The sequence below is a fragment of the Planotetraspora thailandica genome, assembly GCF_016863335.1.
Classification (GTDB): Bacteria; Actinomycetota; Actinomycetes; order Streptosporangiales; family Streptosporangiaceae; genus Planotetraspora; species Planotetraspora thailandica.
In genome coordinates, this window is sequence record NZ_BOOR01000002.1 from 1 (window position 1) to 14,561 (window position 14,561).

Consider the following 14,561-nt stretch of genomic DNA (forward strand, 5'->3'; position numbering starts at 1 on the left):
CGCGACCGCGACGATCGTGGTGGGCGTCCCTTCCGTAGTGAGGGTGATCGTCCATTCCGTGACCGCGATGACCGCGGTGGGCGTCCCTTCCGTAGCGAGGGTGACCGTCCCTTCCGCGACCGCGACGACCGCGGCGGCCGTCCGTTCAGGTCCGATGATCGTGGTGGGCGGCCTGGTCGGGATGACCGTGGTTTCGGGGCCGAGGGTGGTCGGCGTTTCGGCGGTGATCGCGATGGTGGCCGTCGTGAAGGCTCTGGCGACCGTCCTGCGCGGCAGGGTGGTGGGGGCGGCTTCGGGGGCCGGTACGGCTCTCGCGACCGCGATGACCGTGGTGGGCGTCCCTTCCGTAGTGAGGGTGATCGTCCATTCCGTGACCGCGATGACCGTGGTGGGCGTCCCTTCCGTAGTGAGGGTGACCGTCCCTTCCGCGATCGCGATGACCGTGGTGGGCGTCCCTTCCGTAGTGAGGGTGACCGTCCCTTCCGTGACCGCGACGACCGCGGCGGCCGTCCGTTCCGCGACCGCGACGAATCGGCCGGCCGGGGCGAGCGGGGCCGGGAGCGGTCCGACCGTCCCCAAGGATCGTACGGAGACCGGCCGCAGCGCAGCGGAGGAGACCGCGGATTCCGCGATGACCGCCCGCGTCGCTTCGAGGACCGCGACGGCGGCCGGCGTTTCGGCGGCGACCGCGAGGGCGGCCGTCCTGCGCCGCAGGGTGGCGGCGGGTTCGGTGGCCGGTACGGCTCGCGCGACCGCGACGATCGAGGCGGCTACCGGGGCGGGCAGCAGGGCGAAGGCCGGGAGCAGGGCCGTTCCTGGAGTGATCGCGGCCAGGAGGCGCGGTCCTTCCGGGACCGCGAACGCCCAGAATCACGTGATCGTGGATCGCGCCCCTTCAGCGACGGAAGGGACCGTGGCGATCGCGGCGGGCCTCGGCCGTTCAGCCGGGAGGCCGGTGAAGGCAGCCGCAGCAGGTACGGCAAGACCGAAGAGCCACTCGAGCGGGAGAAGCTTCCCGAGCTTGAGGCTGACATCACGCCGGACGAACTGGACCGCGAGACCCGCGCGGGCCTCGGGTCCCTGCCCAACGATCTGGCCGACCTGGTGGCCAGCCACCTGGTCGCGGCGGCACGGGCGCTGAGCGAAGACGAGCCTGAGCGTGCCTACGAGCATGCCAAGGTCGCTCGCCGGTTCGCCGGGCGCATCGGGGTCGTGCGTGAGGCGACCGGCATCGCGGCCTATCGCGCCGGGCAGTACGCCGAGGCCCTCGCCGACCTTCGGGCCGCGCGGCGGATGACCGGATCGGACGCCTACTTGCCGATCATGGCGGACTGCGAGCGAGGCCTCGGCCGTCCCGAAAGGGCACTTGACCTGGTCCGCTCTCCTGAGGCCGAGCGGCTCGACCGGGAAGGGAGGATCGAACTGGCGATCGTCGAATCCGGCGCACGCCGTGACATGAACCAGTTCGACGCGGCCGTGGTCACGCTTCAGCGTGTCCCCGAACTGCGCGACCCTCAGCCCCGGCCCTGGTCGGCGCGGCTGGCGTTCGCATACGCCGACGCGCTGGCGGCCGCCGGGCACGAAGCCGCGGCCGTCGAATGGTTCGAGCGGGCGATGACCTTCGACGAGGACGGTGAGACCGACGCCGCCGAGCGGTATGCGGAGCTCACCGGGGCAGTGATCGAGGACATCGAGGAAGATTTCGACGACGAAGCGGACCTCGATGAGGACGACTTCGGCGACGAGGCGGCGGATGAAGCAGTGGCGGACCTGTCCGCGAAGCCTGCAGACGACTCCGCCGACTCCGATGAGGCTGAGGACGACTCGGACGACGAGCCTGATGACGACGACGAAGACGACGAAGACGATGACGACGACGAAGACGACGAAGACGACAAGGATGGCGACATCCTCGACGCGCGGGCGACCGACGACGACGCGGTGAACTCCGGCGAGCAGACCCCGGTCGCCGTAACGAACCGGAAAGCGGGCGAGCCGGAGAGCGACCAGACGCCGGAGAACGGCAAGGCCGGCGAGTCCAAGGATGCCGCCGCGGCGGGCGAGAAGAACGAGGTGCCGACGTTCGGCCCGGCGTTCATCGAGCCCGACTTCGGGGACCGGCCCGCCGACGTGGACGAGGAAGACGACGACAGGCGTCAGCCCTGACCGGTGATTGAGAAGGGCGCCGCCTCCCAGGTGAAGATCCGGGGAGGGGCGCCCTTCGCGCGTCCGCGATCAGCGGGTGGGAATGCGGTCGAGCCAGTGCATGATGCCCGCGACGTTCGACTCCGCGCCGCTGAGCAGTTCGAAACGCTCAGAGGTCTCCTGGTCCGCTTGGAGGGCCCTGTAACGCTCGCGTGTCCGGTCGCGGACCATCGCGACGGCGTGATCGAGATCGAGCCCTGCCGTACGGGCCTGCTTGGTGAGGTCGACCCACACGCGCAGCTCCTCCGCGGAGCGTTCGAGCGTCGCGGACACGTCGCCGACGGGGCCGTAATGGCTGAAGAGCAACCGCTGCGGCGCGAGCGCCGTGAACAGGTCGATGGACTTCAGTGCGACGTCCAGGTCGAAGTCGGGCGGAGGGCTCGCCGGGCGCAGGTCGCCGGTCTCCGGCATGTAGACGCCTGCCGCATCCCCCACGTACAGGTCTCCGGTGAGGGAGTCGAGCAGGCCCACATGGTGTTTGGCGTGCCCGGGCGAGTAGTGGCTCGACAACGTCCTGCCGTTGCCGAGGTCGACGCTGCCGACGTCGCCGAGCGCCCGGATCCTGGCGGCGTCGGTGGGGGCGAGCCTGCCGAACAGCACGTCCAGCTTGTCGCCCCAGACCATCTTCGCGCTGGCCATCAGCCGTTCGGGGTCGGCGAGGTGCCGGGCACCTTTCTCGTGCACGACGATTTCGGCGGACGGGTAGAACCCGGCGATGTCCCCGACGCCTCCCGCATGGTCGAGATGGATGTGCGTCACGACGACGGTCGCCAGGTCGCCGGGGCCGACGCCGAGCGACGCGAGGGCGTCCCTGACCACCGGAGCCGAGGTGGACGTGCCGGTCTCCACCAGGCACGGCCGGTCGCCGAGGATGAGATAGCCGGCGGTGATGCCTGAATAGCCCGCCATGCGGGTGTCGATCTCGTACACGTCGCCGCCGAGCGGTTTCACGTTGTCCACAGGCCACCCCAGCAATCAGAACCGGCGTCCACAGAATCGCATTCAGCCCATCAGCGACCCAGCCTATTCACACAAAGTGATCTCCACGACTGAGAGGGGATCACATGCACCGCAACGAGGTCACACTCGTGGGCCGGCTCTCCATGGAGCCGGCCGGCAAGGAACTGCCCAGCGGCGGCCTGCTCACCCACTGGCGGCTTGCCGTACGCAGGCCCGACGAGCACGCCGGCCATCAACGATCCGACGCGATCGAGTGCGCCACCTTCGACGACGGGGTGCGTGGAATGCTCGAGGGCTGGCGGGTCGACGACCTCATCGAGGTATCCGGGGCTCTACGCCGCCGCTGGTGGAGAGGCGGCAGCCGCTATCAGGTCGAGGTCCACACGGCCCGTCGCGTCGACCCGCCCCCGGCTCCCGAGGAACAGGCCGCCGCGGACAGCCGCACCGACACGATCACCCCGGCGCTCGAGTCCGCGACGGACACGGGCCACGAGGCGGGGAGCGGCGACGGCGACTAGTCCGCGGCGAAGACGCGCAGGACCAGGCCGGTGCGGGGCTTGGGGCCGAACGAGGTCGATTTGCGCGGCACCCGTTCGCCCTCTGCCGCCACCGCCAGCACGTCGACGGTGGACAGCGGATTGAGGAGTACGGCGGTGCCCCCACGGCTGCGGGCGAGCCGTACGGCGGCCTGGGGGTCGTGGTGCACGACCAGCACCGCGTCCTCGCTGTCCTCGATGCCCCAGACCTTGGGCATCAGGAACGAGGTGAGGACGGAGGTGTCCAGCGACCTCCAGCGCGCCGAGCGCTCGCCCGGCATCGCGTGCGCCAGTTGCAGCGGGTCGGGGTCGGTCAGCAGGTGGGAGGTGCCGTCTCCGGCCAGCACGAATGCGGGACCGGTCGCGGTCGCCAGGCCGGTGAGGGCGTCGTCGAGCGCGGCGAACTCGTGCACCTGCCATGCGCCTTTCGCCCGGGCGACCGCCTCGTCGAGGGGCAGGCCGGGGATCACACGGTGGATGGCCCGCAGATCGGGAGGGTAGACGAGGGAGTCGACGAGAAAGGCGAGCCCGTAGTCCCAGGGGCCGGCCCCCTGGTGGTCGGCGCGCAGCGCCTCGTAGGTCGCGTAGCGGTGGTGGCCGTCGGCGATGAGCGCCTGCCGGTCCCGCAGGTCCTCGCCGGCGGCGGCGATCTCGGCCGGGTCGGTCACCGCCCAGAGCCGGTGGCGCACGCCGTCGGGCGTCGTGAGCTCGGACAGGGGCGTCCGCTCACCCGCCACCTCGTTGACCAGCCGTGACGCGGCTCCGCCGCCTTCGTAGAGGAGGAAGATCGGTTCGAGGTTGGCCTCGGTCGCCCGCATCAGCGCCAGGCGGTCGGCGACCGGGCCCGGCATGACGTTCTCGTGTGGCAGCACCGCATCGGAGCCGACGCCGAGCCCGCCGATCAGCCCGCGCTGCATGAGCCCGGTCGCGCTCTGCTCGTAGACGTAGAGCGCGGGAACGTCGTCGACGGCGAGCACGCCGGACGTGAGCCACTGCTCCAAAATTTCCCGGGCCTCGCCATAATGCCCTGTTCCGGGAAGGATCAGGCGCACCACGTTGTTCGCATGACGAGCGAGCAAATCTCGCATGTCGTCCGGGGAGATGAGGTCGTAAGGCGGGGAGGTGACCGCGGACAGATCGTCCACCGCGAATCGCACGCCGCGGAACGGACGTAGCACCAGTCCCGCCCGTTCAGAACTCTCCATACCGGGCATGTTGCCATAAGGCCCGGCTCCCCGACGCTGCGGTGCCCGGTTCTTCGTGAAATCGGTTGCAGGAGGCCTTTCCCCATGATCCAGGGACGAAACGGAGCGTCTGATGCTGCGGGCTATCCGCCCGGCGGCCCGTCCGGCGATGTGTACGAGTGGTACCAGCGAGGCGTGAAGCTCCTCGCGGACGGAAGCCCCGCCGCCGCGGCCGCCCTTCTCGAACGTGCCGCTGAGGCCGAGCCGGAGTCCCACAGCATCCGCGAGGCGCTCGCCCGGGCCCAGTTCAACTCCCGCCGTTACACCGAGGCCGCCGGAAGCTTCCGTTTGATCGTGGACGCCAACCCGACCGAGGACTACGCCTATTACGGCCTCGGCATGGCCCTGTGGCGCACCGGGGACATCGAGGCCGCCCAGGAACCGCTCGCGATGGCGGTCGCCATGCGTCCCCTGCGCCACTACGTCTCCGCGCTCACCCAGGTCAGGGCCACCCTTCGGGCGAGGGAGGCATGACCGTGACGACTTTGGTCGAGGCCTATGACACGCTTCTGCTCGATCTCGACGGCGTCGTCTACCTCGGCGATCACGCCGTTCCCGCCGCTCCCGAGGCGCTGGAGAAAGCCAGGAAGGGCGGCGTACGGCTGGCCTTCGTGACCAACAACGCGTCGCGCACCCCGGCCGCGATCGCCCAGCACCTGCGCCGCCTGGGGGTGTCCGCCGCCCCCGAGGACGTCGTGACCTCGGCCCAGGCCGCCGCGCGCCTGGTGGCCGAACACGTGCCGGCTGGCTCGGCGGTGCTGATCGTAGGTGGGATGGGCCTGCGCGCCGCCGTACGGGCGCACGGCCTGCGTCCTGTCACGACCGCGCTCGACGGCCCGGCCGCGGTCATCCAGGGCATCTGGGACAGGCTGTCCTACGGCCTGATCGCGGAGGGCACCCTCGCCGTACGGCAGGGCGCGTGGTTCGTCGCGGCCAACGGCGACGCGACCATGCCCACGGGCAGGGGTGAGCTTCCCGGAAACGGCGCGATGAGCCGGGTCATCGCCGCGGCCACCGGGGTCGAACCCGTCGTGGCGGGCAAGCCCGAGCCGCCCCTCCACCGCGAATCGGTGATCCGCACGGGGGCCGAGCGGCCGCTGATCGTCGGGGACCGGCTGGACACCGACATCGAGGGGGCCACCCGGGCCGGGGTGGACAGCCTGCTCGTGCTCACCGGCGTGACCGGCCCCCTCGACCTGCTCACGGCCGCACCGGCCCACCGCCCCACCCACATAGCCGCCGACCTGTCGGGTCTGCACGCCCGCGTGCCCGGCGTACGGCACGGCTCCTCGGGGTGGACCTGCGGAGGGTGGACCGCCGTCTGGGAGGGCGGGCGCCTGAGCGTCTCCGGCGATGGCGATCGCGTGGACGGCCTGCGGGCCGCCTGCGCCGCGACGTGGGAGGCCGCGGGCGACGGCCGAGCCGATGAGGACGCGGTCAAGGCCGTTCCCACGGCGCTCGGGTTCTGAGCCCGTTCTAGGGCCGCCCCAGCCGGGGTTTACGCCATCTTGAGCACGGCGAAGGAGGCCGCCCTGCGTCCCTGGACAGGGCGAGCCGCCGTAAGGCGTGCTCAATCGTGCGGGAGGGCGGTCAGAGGAGCCTGCGCAGGCGGAGAAGGTCACCCAGGCTGGCGTCGATCTTGACCCGGCCGCCGAGCAGCGCGCGCCCCATGTCGAGGTCGCCGTTGACCATGGAGATGAGATCTTCACTCGACAGGGTGAGCTTGACCTCCGCCGGGCGGCCGTCCTCCGGGGCGACCTCCTTGAACGGGTCGAGCCCGTCGCGGTGGATCCGGCCGTAGAAGGTGACGCCGAGGTCGGAGATGCGGCAGGCAAGCCTGCGCTCGACGACGTGCTTGGCGCGATCTTCCGCGCTGATCTCCTTGAAATGCTCGACGAGTTTCTCCAGCGCCGCCCGGCACTCCTCGACGGTCGCCATGTGCTCCCACTCTCTTCCCACGGACCAATATCAGTTACGGGCTACTAGGGACGGTAGCGTTCCAGGCGAACCCCGCGCGATACCGGCACGGGGCCTGCCGGGAAATCGCTTCCAGCCTTACTCGCGCCCGGCCGGGCCGCGTAAGGAAGTCGTCGTGAATACGCAGGCGCCGGAGGGTTCCGCTACCGTTCGAGACGGCTGCGAGATGTCCGGGCCATCCCGCGCGCGACACGGCGACCATGGCTCGTCAGCGCCCGGACCAGCATAGACACCAACGCCAGGACGAGCATAAGAGCGGGCGCCCAGGAGGGGACCAATGACGGAGATCGGAAGCAAAGCGCCGGCCTGGCTCGCCGTCCCGAGCGCCCGGGCGGGGGAGGAACCCGCCGAACGGGACGGTGCGGCGTCCGGAGAGCGCCCTGTTCCAGGCGATGCGGTCCCCGGGGCGCGGGGTGCCGAGACGCAGCCCCCGGCCGAGGGCGGGGTCGAGGGGGCGCTCACCCCGCTGGCGCGGCTGGCCGAGGCCCCCGTCTCGGATCACGTCGGACTCTTCGAAGACGTGCTCACCGGCCTCGAGGCCGTCTTGGCGTCGGTCGACGAACCCGTCCAGGATGGCGAGCGGTGACGCGGGACGTCTCCCCCCCACGCGTGCACGGGCGGCGGGCCCGATGAAGCGTCTGCGGCTGGACAGCGAGCTCGTGCGCCGGGGGCTCGCCCGCTCCCGCGAGCAGGCGGCGCAGCTCATCGGGGCGGGCCGCGTGTCGGTGGGCGGCCAGGTGGCGGCGAAGCCGGCGACCCAGGTCGACACCGCGGCGGCCATCGTGGTGGCCGAGGGCGAAGAGGGGCCCGACTACGTCTCCCGGGGGGCGCACAAGCTCCTCGGGGCACTCGAGGCGTTCGACGGCCTCACGGTGGAAGGCCGCCGATGCCTGGACGCGGGCGCCTCGACCGGCGGCTTCACCGACGTGCTGCTGCGGCACGGCGCAGCCCACGTGCTCGCCGTCGACGTCGGCTACGGCCAGCTCGCCTGGTCTCTGCGCACGGACGACCGGGTCACCGTGATGGAACGGGTGAACGTGCGCGACCTGACCCCTGAAATGGTGGGGGAGCCGCCCACCTTGATCGTCGGTGACCTCTCGTTCATCTCCCTGCGCCTCGTGCTGCCCGCCCTGGCCGCCTGCGCCGCGCCCGACGCCGAATTCGCCATGCTGGTCAAGCCGCAGTTCGAAGTCGGCAAGGACCGGGTGGGCGCGGGCGGCGTGGTGCGCGACCCGGCTCTGCGCGCCGAGGCCGTCCGCGACGCGGCCAAGGCGGCCCAGGCCATCGGGCTGGCCGTGAAGGGCGTCACCGCGAGCCCGCTGCCTGGGCCCTCGGGCAACGTGGAATATCTCCTGTGGCTCGGGAAGGGGCCAGGACACGAGCCCGTGCCCGACCTCGAATCGGCCGTCGAGCGGGCGGTGGCGGAAGGCCCCCAGTGACGGAGGTGTTGTCCAGAACGGCATCCTGTACGGCACGGGCATGACACCCGGCACATCACCGGGCACATCACTGGGCACACGTGGACGGCGGTGAGCGGCATGACGACGATCGATGCGACGACGGTGAGGACCACGTGAGCGACCGCGCGAGCGTCAAGCGGACGATCGTGGTCACGGCGCACACCGGCCGCGAGCCGGCGGTGCGCAGCGCCCATCTGGTGATGCGGCGCCTCCTCGGCGCCGGGCTCAACGTCCGCGTCCTGGACGGCGAAGCCGAGGAAGTGGGATGCGCCGGCGCGGAGGTCGTCCCCGAGACCCCGGAGGCGATCGAGGACTCCGAGCTGATCATCGTGCTGGGCGGCGACGGGACGCTGCTGCGCGCGGCGGAGCTGGCCCGCCCGGCGGGCGTCCCCCTGCTCGGGGTCAACCTCGGACACGTCGGATTCCTGGCCGAGGCGGAGGTGGAGGACCTCGCCACCGCCGTGGACCGGGTCGTCGAGAGCCGCTACGACGTCGAGGAACGCATGACGATCGAGGTCGTCGTGCGTCTCAACGGCCAGACCCTGGCCAGGACCTGGGCGCTCAACGAGGCGTCGGTCGAGAAGATGGACCGCATGCTGGAGGTCGTCGCCGAGATCGACGGCCGGCCGCTGTCCCGCTGGGGCTGCGACGGCGTGATCTGCGCGACGCCGACCGGCTCGACGGCCTACGCCTTCTCGGCCGGGGGCCCGGTCGTCTGGCCGGAGGTGGAGGCGCTCCTGCTCGTGCCCAACAGCGCGCACGCGCTGTTCGCCCGGCCGATGGTGGTCTCGCCCTGTTCGGAGATCGCCGTGGAGATCGTCCCCGAGACCGGCGGAGGCGTGCTGTGGTGTGACGGCCGCCGCCGCTTCGACCTTCCCCCGGGCGCGCGGGTCGAGGTGACCCGCGCCGGCATCCCGGTACGGCTGGCCCGCCTCCTGCCAGGCGAAACGGCGTCGCCGTTCACCGACCGGCTGGTCGCCAAGTTCGAGCTGCCCGTAGAAGGGTGGCGTGGCCGCAGCAGGCCCCAATGACCCCCCCGATGACCTCGGCTGGGGCCGTCCGCGGATCCCGGCGGCATCCCCAGTCCTCGAAAATCTTGGCGAGTTGCGCGTAGGATCTCTGGCGGAATCGGTCGGCGGAATGGAGTGACCAGTGCGACCACGGGTCGAGGAGGTCCGCATCCAGGGGCTCGGTGTGATCGACGAAGCCGTCCTGGAGTTGTCACCCGGTTTCACCGTCGTCACGGGTGAGACCGGCGCGGGCAAGACGATGGTCGTCACGGGGCTCGGACTGCTGTTCGGCGGGCGCGCCGATCCCGCACGGGTGAGGCCGGGCGCGGCCAAGGCCACGGTGGAGGGGACGCTGATCGTCCGGCCCGACGGCCGGGTGGCACAGCAGGTCCTCGACGTCGGCGGCGAGATCGAGGACGGCGAGCTGATCATCTCCCGCACGGTGTCGACGGAGGGGCGCTCACGGGCGTGGCTGGGCGGCCGGACCGTACCGGTCGGCACGCTGACCTATCTGGCCGACGACCTGGTGGCCGTGCACGGGCAGATGGACCAGCAGCGGCTGCTCCAGCCCGGCCGGCAGCGTGCCGCGCTCGACCGCTACGCCGGAAACGAGCTCATCAAGCCGCTGCGCGCCTACGAACAGGCGTACAAGCGGCACAAGCAGGTCAGCGACCTGCTGCATGAGCTCACCGTCAAGGCCAAGGAGCGCGCGCAGGAGGCCGACGTGCTGCGCTTCGGGCTGGAGGAGATCGAGAAGACCGAGCCGAGGGCGGGCGAGGACGCCGAGCTGAAGGAGGAGGCCGAGCGCCTCTCCCACGCCGACGCGTTGCGCACGGCCGCCACCACCGCGCACACGGCGCTGCTCGGCGACCCCATGTCGAGCACCGACGGCGTGCACGACGCGGTGTCGCTGGTGGGGCTGGCCAAGTCGGCCGTCGAGGCGGTGCGGGAGTACGACCCCGCGCTGGCCGGGCTGGCCGACCGGCTCGCGGAGGCCGGCTACCTCATCTCCGACGTCGCGACGGAACTGGCCGCCTACGCCGAGTCCGTCGACGCCGACCCCGCACGGCTGGCCGCCGTCCAGGAGCGCAGGTCCATCCTGACCGGCCTGACCCGAAAGTACGGCGAGGACGTGTCGGCCGTGCTGGCCTGGGCGCAGCAGGCGGCGCAACGCCTCGGCGAGCTCGACGGGGACGACGAGCGCATCGAGGAGCTCACGGCCGAGCACACCGAGCTGACCGAGCGGCTCAAGGAACTGGCGGCCGACCTGACCGCCATCCGCTCCGGGGCCGCGGAGCGCTTCGCCGAAGCCGTGACCGCGGAACTGGCCGCGCTGGCCATGCCGTACGCCAGGGTGAGCGTGGCGATGACGCAGAGCGGCGAGTTCGGCCCGCACGGAGTCGACGAGGTGGAGCTGCGCCTGGCCTCCCACCCCGCCGCGCCGCCGCTGCCGCTCACCAAGGGCGCCTCCGGAGGCGAGCTCAGCCGGGTCATGCTGGCGATCGAGGTGGTCTTCGCGGGGGCCGACCCCGTTCCGACGTTCGTCTTCGACGAGGTCGACGCGGGTGTGGGCGGCAAGGCGGCCGTCGAGATCGGCAGGCGCCTGGCGAAGCTGGCCCGCACCGCGCAGGTCATCGTCGTGACCCACCTTCCTCAGGTGGCGGCGTTCGCCGACCAGCACCTCGTCGTGGAGAAGGCGAGCGACGGCAGCGTGGTGCGCAGCGGCGTGGTCACACTGGACCACGAGGGCCGGGCGCGCGAGTTGTCGAGAATGCTCGCCGGCCTGGAGGATTCCGAGCTCGGCAGGGCGCACGCGGCCGAACTGCTGTCCATCGCGGCGGCGGACAAAGCCGCCGGATAGTCCTTGATCGTGCCCATAACTCATTGTGACAAAAACAACACACTGCGGGGTGCGTGACCATTCCGGCCGCCGCCTCTGGCAGGATGGGTTCTTGATGAAGGTCCTGAGCTTGAATGTTCCGGGCCTCCGCCGCCGGAAGGTCGGAGACCTTCCCGGGGTCACGGCTGTGGCGAGAATCGACAGGCGGACGAAGAGGCTGACCAAGCGTCTCAACGCCGGTGAAATTGCGATCATCGACCATGTGGACGTCGACCGGGTCAGCGGGGAGGCGCTGGTGGCGTGCGGCGCCGCTGCCGTGGTCAATGTGGCCACCGGCATCAGCGGGCGTTACCCGAACCTCGGTCCGCAGATCCTCCTGGACGCCGGCATCCCCGTGGTGGACAACGCCTCTCCCGAGCTTTTCGAGCGCATCTCCGACGGTGACGTCGTGCGCGTCCACGAAGGGATGATCTACCTCGACGACGAGGTCGTCGGGAAGGGCGAGGCCCAGACCCAGGAGACGGTCGCCGCCGCGATGGCCGAGGCCAGGGCAGGTCTCGCGGTCCAGATCGAGGCGTTCGCCGCCAACACCATGGAGTACGTCAAGCGTGAGCGCGACCTGCTCATCGACGGCGTCGGCGTGCCCGACATCCGCACGTCCGTCGAGGGCCGTCACGTCCTCATCGTGGTCCGCGGCTACCACTACAAAGAGGACATCGCCACGCTCCGGCCGTACATCAGGGAGTACCGCCCGGTGCTGATCGGCGTGGACGGCGGAGCGGACGCCCTCGTCGAGGCCGGTTACACACCGCACATCATCATCGGCGACTTCGACTCGGTCTCGGAGAAGGCGCTGAGCTGCGGGGCCGAGCTGGTCGTGCACGCCTACCGGGACGGCCGGGCGCCCGGCCTCGAACGTGTCGAGCAACTCGGCAAGCAGGCCGTCGTCTTCCCCGCCACGGGCACGAGCGAGGACATCGCGATGCTGCTGGCCGACGACAAGGGCGCGTCGCTCATCGTCGCCGTCGGCACGCACTGGACCCTCGACGAGTTCCTCGACAAGGGCCGCTCGGGCATGGCCAGCACCTTCCTCACCCGGCTGAGGATCGGCAGCAAACTCGTGGACGCCAAGGGCGTCAGCAGGCTTTACCGCAGCAGGATCTCCACCTCCAGCCTGCTGCTTCTCGTCGCGACGACACTGATCACGATCGGCGTTGTTCTGTCGGTCTCGCCGATCGGCCAGGTATGGCTGAACGGGCTGCGCGTCGCCTGGAACGGCTTCATCTTCTGGCTGGTCGGACTCTTCTCGTGATCGATTTTCGTTACCACCTCGTCTCCATCGTGGCGATCTTCCTCGCCCTCACGGTCGGCATCGTGCTCGGCAGCACGGTGCTGGAACCGACGCTCTTCAAGACGGCCGAGAAGACGACCGCGTCGATGGAGCGGCTCAACGCCCAGTACCTCGACCAGATCTCCGCTCTGCAGGCCCGGGACGAGGGCAACGACTCCCTCGTGACGACGCACCTGGACCAGCTCGTGCACGGCCAGCTGCCGGGCGAGCGGGTCGTCCTCGTGGAGGCCCCCGGAGCCCCGACCAGCCTGCGCGACCCGATCGAGAAGCTCGTCGACAGCGCGGGCGGTTTCTACACGGGCCGGGTCAGCCTGACCGACAAGTTCACCGCCGGTGACCAGGCGTCCATGGTCGACCAGCTCGCCAGCACGCTCGCCCCGGCCGGTACGGCCTTCCCCGACGGGGCCACGCCGTACGACAAGGCGGCGACGGTCCTCGCTGGGGCGCTGGTCACGAACGACCGGTCCAAGGCGGGACAGGAGAACCCGCTGGCGTCGAGCGTGCTCGACACGTTCCAGAGCGCCGGCTTCCTGGCCGTGAGCGGCGATCCCACAAAGCGCGCCACCATGGCGATCGTGCTGGCCCCGACCCAGCCGTACGAGGGCGATGAGGCCGAGGGGCAGACGACCGCCGTCGTGGCGATGGCCGCCGGCCTGGACAACATGGACCTCGGCACCGTGCTCGCCGGCAGCACGACGGCGTCGGGCACCGGAGGGGCCATCGCGCTCCTCCACGACACCGGCGACGCCGCATCCAACGTGTCGACCCTGGACACCGTCGACAGCGCCGCGGGCCGCGTCGTGCTGGTCTACGCTCTTCAGGAACAGCTGAGCGGCCGGTCCGGCACGTACGGCGTCGGCAGCGGCTCGTCCTCGTTCGAGCCCGCGGTCGAGCCCAGCGCCAGCCCTGAGGCGCGAGGCTGACGGCCCGCTGAGAAGCCTGGCGCGTCACACCCCCGGGCGCCGTGGAGGCGCCGAAAGGTCAAGGCCTGAGAGGGCCGGAGAAGAAGGAACCAGCCGTGGCCCATCGCTCACCACTCGGCGCACTGGCCGGTGCCGCGCTCGGGGCCGTGCTCGGCGCCGTCGCCGCTCGGGCCGCCTACGCCGCCTTCAAGCGGCGTCCACCCCTCGGCGACGCGAAGACCGCCGACGAGTACTGGACCAGGACGAACCACCGCGGTGAGCCGGTCACCCTGCTGGAAGGCCCCGCGTTCGTCGCGGGAGCCGGCGCGGCCGTGGCCCTCACACCCGGCATTCCCGCGCGGCTCAAGACGGCGGGCCTGCTCGCCGGAGTGGGATCCGGCGTCCTCGGCGCCTATGACGACCTGTTCGGCACCACCTCGTCCAAGGGGTTCAAAGGGCATTTGAGCGCGCTCGCCCGCGGTGAAGTCACCAGCGGCGCCGTGAAGATCCTCGGCATCGGGGCGACCGGCCTGGCCGCCGCGGCGCTGTCGCCGTCGTCCGCCGGCACGCAGCCCGGCAGGGCAGGGCGGGTCTTCGACACCCTGGTCGACGGCGCGCTGATCGCCGGTGCCGCCAACCTGGCCAACCTCTTCGACCTGCGCCCCGGCCGCGCGATCAAGGTGGGCCTGCTGGCAGGCATCCCGGTGGTGGCGTCGTCGCTGCGAGCCGATTCCCGTGCCGCCACGCTCGCGGCGATCCCTCTGGGCGCGGCCGCGGCGCTACTGCCCGAGGACCTCGGCGAGCGGGCCATGCTGGGCGACGCCGGGGCCAACGCGCTCGGCGCGCTCATCGGTCTCGCCGCGACCGTACGGCTGGGCCGTCCCGGCCGCCTCGTGCTGCTCGGCACGGTCGCCGCGCTGACCGCCGCCTCGGAGAAGATCAGCTTCACCAAGGTCATCGCGGGCAACCCGGTGCTCAACACGATCGACATGCTGGGTCGCCGCCCGCCGCAGGCCCCCGCCGCCGGGCAGGCCCAGTGACCTCTGGTCCAGTACGAAGTGGGCGCTTACGGGCGG

15 protein-coding genes are annotated in these 14,561 nt (G+C 71.2%); 11 read left to right on the forward strand and 4 right to left on the reverse strand.

Annotated features, from left to right (window positions below):
* Positions 1 to 579: hypothetical protein (locus Pth03_RS00010; RefSeq protein WP_203942043.1), on the reverse strand; the 579-nt coding region annotated here is incomplete at its 3' end.
* Between the two features lie 525 nt (positions 580 to 1,104).
* Between Pth03_RS00010 and Pth03_RS00015 the strand changes: the two genes are divergently transcribed.
* Positions 1,105 to 2,166 carry a hypothetical protein gene (locus Pth03_RS00015; RefSeq protein WP_239118644.1) on the forward strand — a complete coding sequence of 354 codons (1,062 nt, stop codon included), beginning with the start codon at positions 1,105 to 1,107 and terminating at the stop codon, positions 2,164 to 2,166.
* Between the two features lie 69 nt (positions 2,167 to 2,235).
* Here the strand turns inward: Pth03_RS00015 and Pth03_RS00020 are convergent, their stop codons facing one another.
* Entirely contained in the window at positions 2,236 to 3,165 is a 930-nt protein-coding gene (locus Pth03_RS00020; protein WP_239118645.1) for an MBL fold metallo-hydrolase, read from the reverse strand.
* Between the two features lie 104 nt (positions 3,166 to 3,269).
* On the opposite strand from Pth03_RS00020, the gene Pth03_RS00025 reads away from it, so the two are divergent.
* Positions 3,270 to 3,683, forward strand: coding sequence for a single-stranded DNA-binding protein (locus Pth03_RS00025; RefSeq protein WP_203941955.1), 414 nt, complete (start codon positions 3,270 to 3,272; stop codon positions 3,681 to 3,683).
* Here the strand turns inward: Pth03_RS00025 and Pth03_RS00030 are convergent.
* The gene (locus tag Pth03_RS00030) at positions 3,680 to 4,906 is read right to left on the reverse strand and encodes a DUF1015 family protein (RefSeq protein ID WP_203941956.1); all 1,227 of its coding nucleotides are present in this window, start codon (positions 4,904 to 4,906) and stop codon (positions 3,680 to 3,682) included. The two genes, Pth03_RS00025 and Pth03_RS00030, sit on opposite strands and share 4 nt — an antisense overlap.
* An 84-nt stretch (positions 4,907 to 4,990) precedes the next feature.
* On the opposite strand from Pth03_RS00030, the gene Pth03_RS00035 reads away from it, so the two are divergent.
* Together Pth03_RS00035 and Pth03_RS00040 are read left to right on the forward strand one after the other, a co-directional pair.
* Entirely contained in the window at positions 4,991 to 5,419 is a 429-nt protein-coding gene (locus Pth03_RS00035) for a tetratricopeptide repeat protein (RefSeq protein WP_203941957.1), read from the forward strand.
* A complete protein-coding gene (locus Pth03_RS00040) occupies positions 5,416 to 6,414 on the forward strand; it encodes an HAD-IIA family hydrolase (protein ID WP_203941958.1) in 999 nt (332 codons plus the stop codon). Before Pth03_RS00035 ends, Pth03_RS00040 begins: the two co-directional genes overlap by 4 nt.
* A 121-nt stretch (positions 6,415 to 6,535) precedes the next feature.
* On the opposite strand, the gene Pth03_RS00045 is transcribed toward Pth03_RS00040, so the two are convergent.
* Entirely contained in the window at positions 6,536 to 6,904 is a 369-nt protein-coding gene (locus tag Pth03_RS00045) for an SCP2 sterol-binding domain-containing protein (RefSeq protein WP_239118646.1), read from the reverse strand.
* A 295-nt stretch (positions 6,905 to 7,199) separates the two neighbouring features.
* On the opposite strand from Pth03_RS00045, the gene Pth03_RS00050 reads away from it, so the two are divergent.
* The 7 genes from Pth03_RS00050 (at position 7,200) to Pth03_RS00080 (ending at position 14,525) form a co-directional block, all read left to right on the forward strand.
* Complete coding sequence (locus Pth03_RS00050; RefSeq protein WP_203941959.1) at positions 7,200 to 7,508, forward strand: hypothetical protein; 309 nt, start codon at positions 7,200 to 7,202, stop codon at positions 7,506 to 7,508.
* A gap of 43 nt (positions 7,509 to 7,551) precedes the next feature.
* Complete coding sequence (locus tag Pth03_RS00055) at positions 7,552 to 8,361, forward strand: TlyA family RNA methyltransferase (RefSeq protein ID WP_203941960.1); 810 nt, start codon at positions 7,552 to 7,554, stop codon at positions 8,359 to 8,361.
* A gap of 134 nt (positions 8,362 to 8,495) precedes the next feature.
* Positions 8,496 to 9,413 carry an NAD kinase gene (locus Pth03_RS00060; protein ID WP_239118647.1) on the forward strand — a complete coding sequence of 306 codons (918 nt, stop codon included), beginning with the start codon at positions 8,496 to 8,498 and terminating at the stop codon, positions 9,411 to 9,413.
* A gap of 121 nt (positions 9,414 to 9,534) precedes the next feature.
* Positions 9,535 to 11,253: a DNA repair protein RecN gene (recN, locus tag Pth03_RS00065; RefSeq protein WP_203941961.1), complete on the forward strand. Its 1,719-nt coding sequence runs from the start codon at positions 9,535 to 9,537 to the stop codon at positions 11,251 to 11,253.
* Positions 11,254 to 11,347: 94 nt separating this feature from the next.
* Complete coding sequence (steA, locus tag Pth03_RS00070) at positions 11,348 to 12,544, forward strand: putative cytokinetic ring protein SteA (RefSeq protein WP_203941962.1); 1,197 nt, start codon at positions 11,348 to 11,350, stop codon at positions 12,542 to 12,544.
* Complete coding sequence (locus Pth03_RS00075) at positions 12,541 to 13,506, forward strand: copper transporter (RefSeq protein ID WP_203941963.1); 966 nt, start codon at positions 12,541 to 12,543, stop codon at positions 13,504 to 13,506. Before steA ends, Pth03_RS00075 begins: the two co-directional genes overlap by 4 nt.
* A gap of 95 nt (positions 13,507 to 13,601) precedes the next feature.
* Positions 13,602 to 14,525: a hypothetical protein gene (locus tag Pth03_RS00080; RefSeq protein WP_203941964.1), complete on the forward strand. Its 924-nt coding sequence runs from the start codon at positions 13,602 to 13,604 to the stop codon at positions 14,523 to 14,525.
* Positions 14,526 to 14,561: the final 36 nt, after the last annotated feature.

Excerpts from the sequence above, each read along its gene's own strand:
- Pth03_RS00050 (WP_203941959.1), top strand. The coding sequence starts at position 7,200 with ATGACGGAGATCGGAAGCAAAGCGCCGGCCTGGCTCGCCGTCCCGAGC.
- Pth03_RS00030 (WP_203941956.1), bottom strand. The coding sequence starts at position 4,906 with ATGGAGAGTTCTGAACGGGCGGGACTGGTGCTACGTCCGTTCCGCGGC.
- Pth03_RS00035 (WP_203941957.1), top strand. The coding sequence starts at position 4,991 with ATGATCCAGGGACGAAACGGAGCGTCTGATGCTGCGGGCTATCCGCCC.
- Pth03_RS00055 (WP_203941960.1), top strand. The coding sequence starts at position 7,552 with ATGAAGCGTCTGCGGCTGGACAGCGAGCTCGTGCGCCGGGGGCTCGCC.
- Pth03_RS00025 (WP_203941955.1), top strand. The coding sequence starts at position 3,270 with ATGCACCGCAACGAGGTCACACTCGTGGGCCGGCTCTCCATGGAGCCG.
- steA (WP_203941962.1), top strand. The coding sequence starts at position 11,348 with ATGAAGGTCCTGAGCTTGAATGTTCCGGGCCTCCGCCGCCGGAAGGTC.
- Pth03_RS00040 (WP_203941958.1), top strand. The coding sequence starts at position 5,416 with ATGACCGTGACGACTTTGGTCGAGGCCTATGACACGCTTCTGCTCGAT.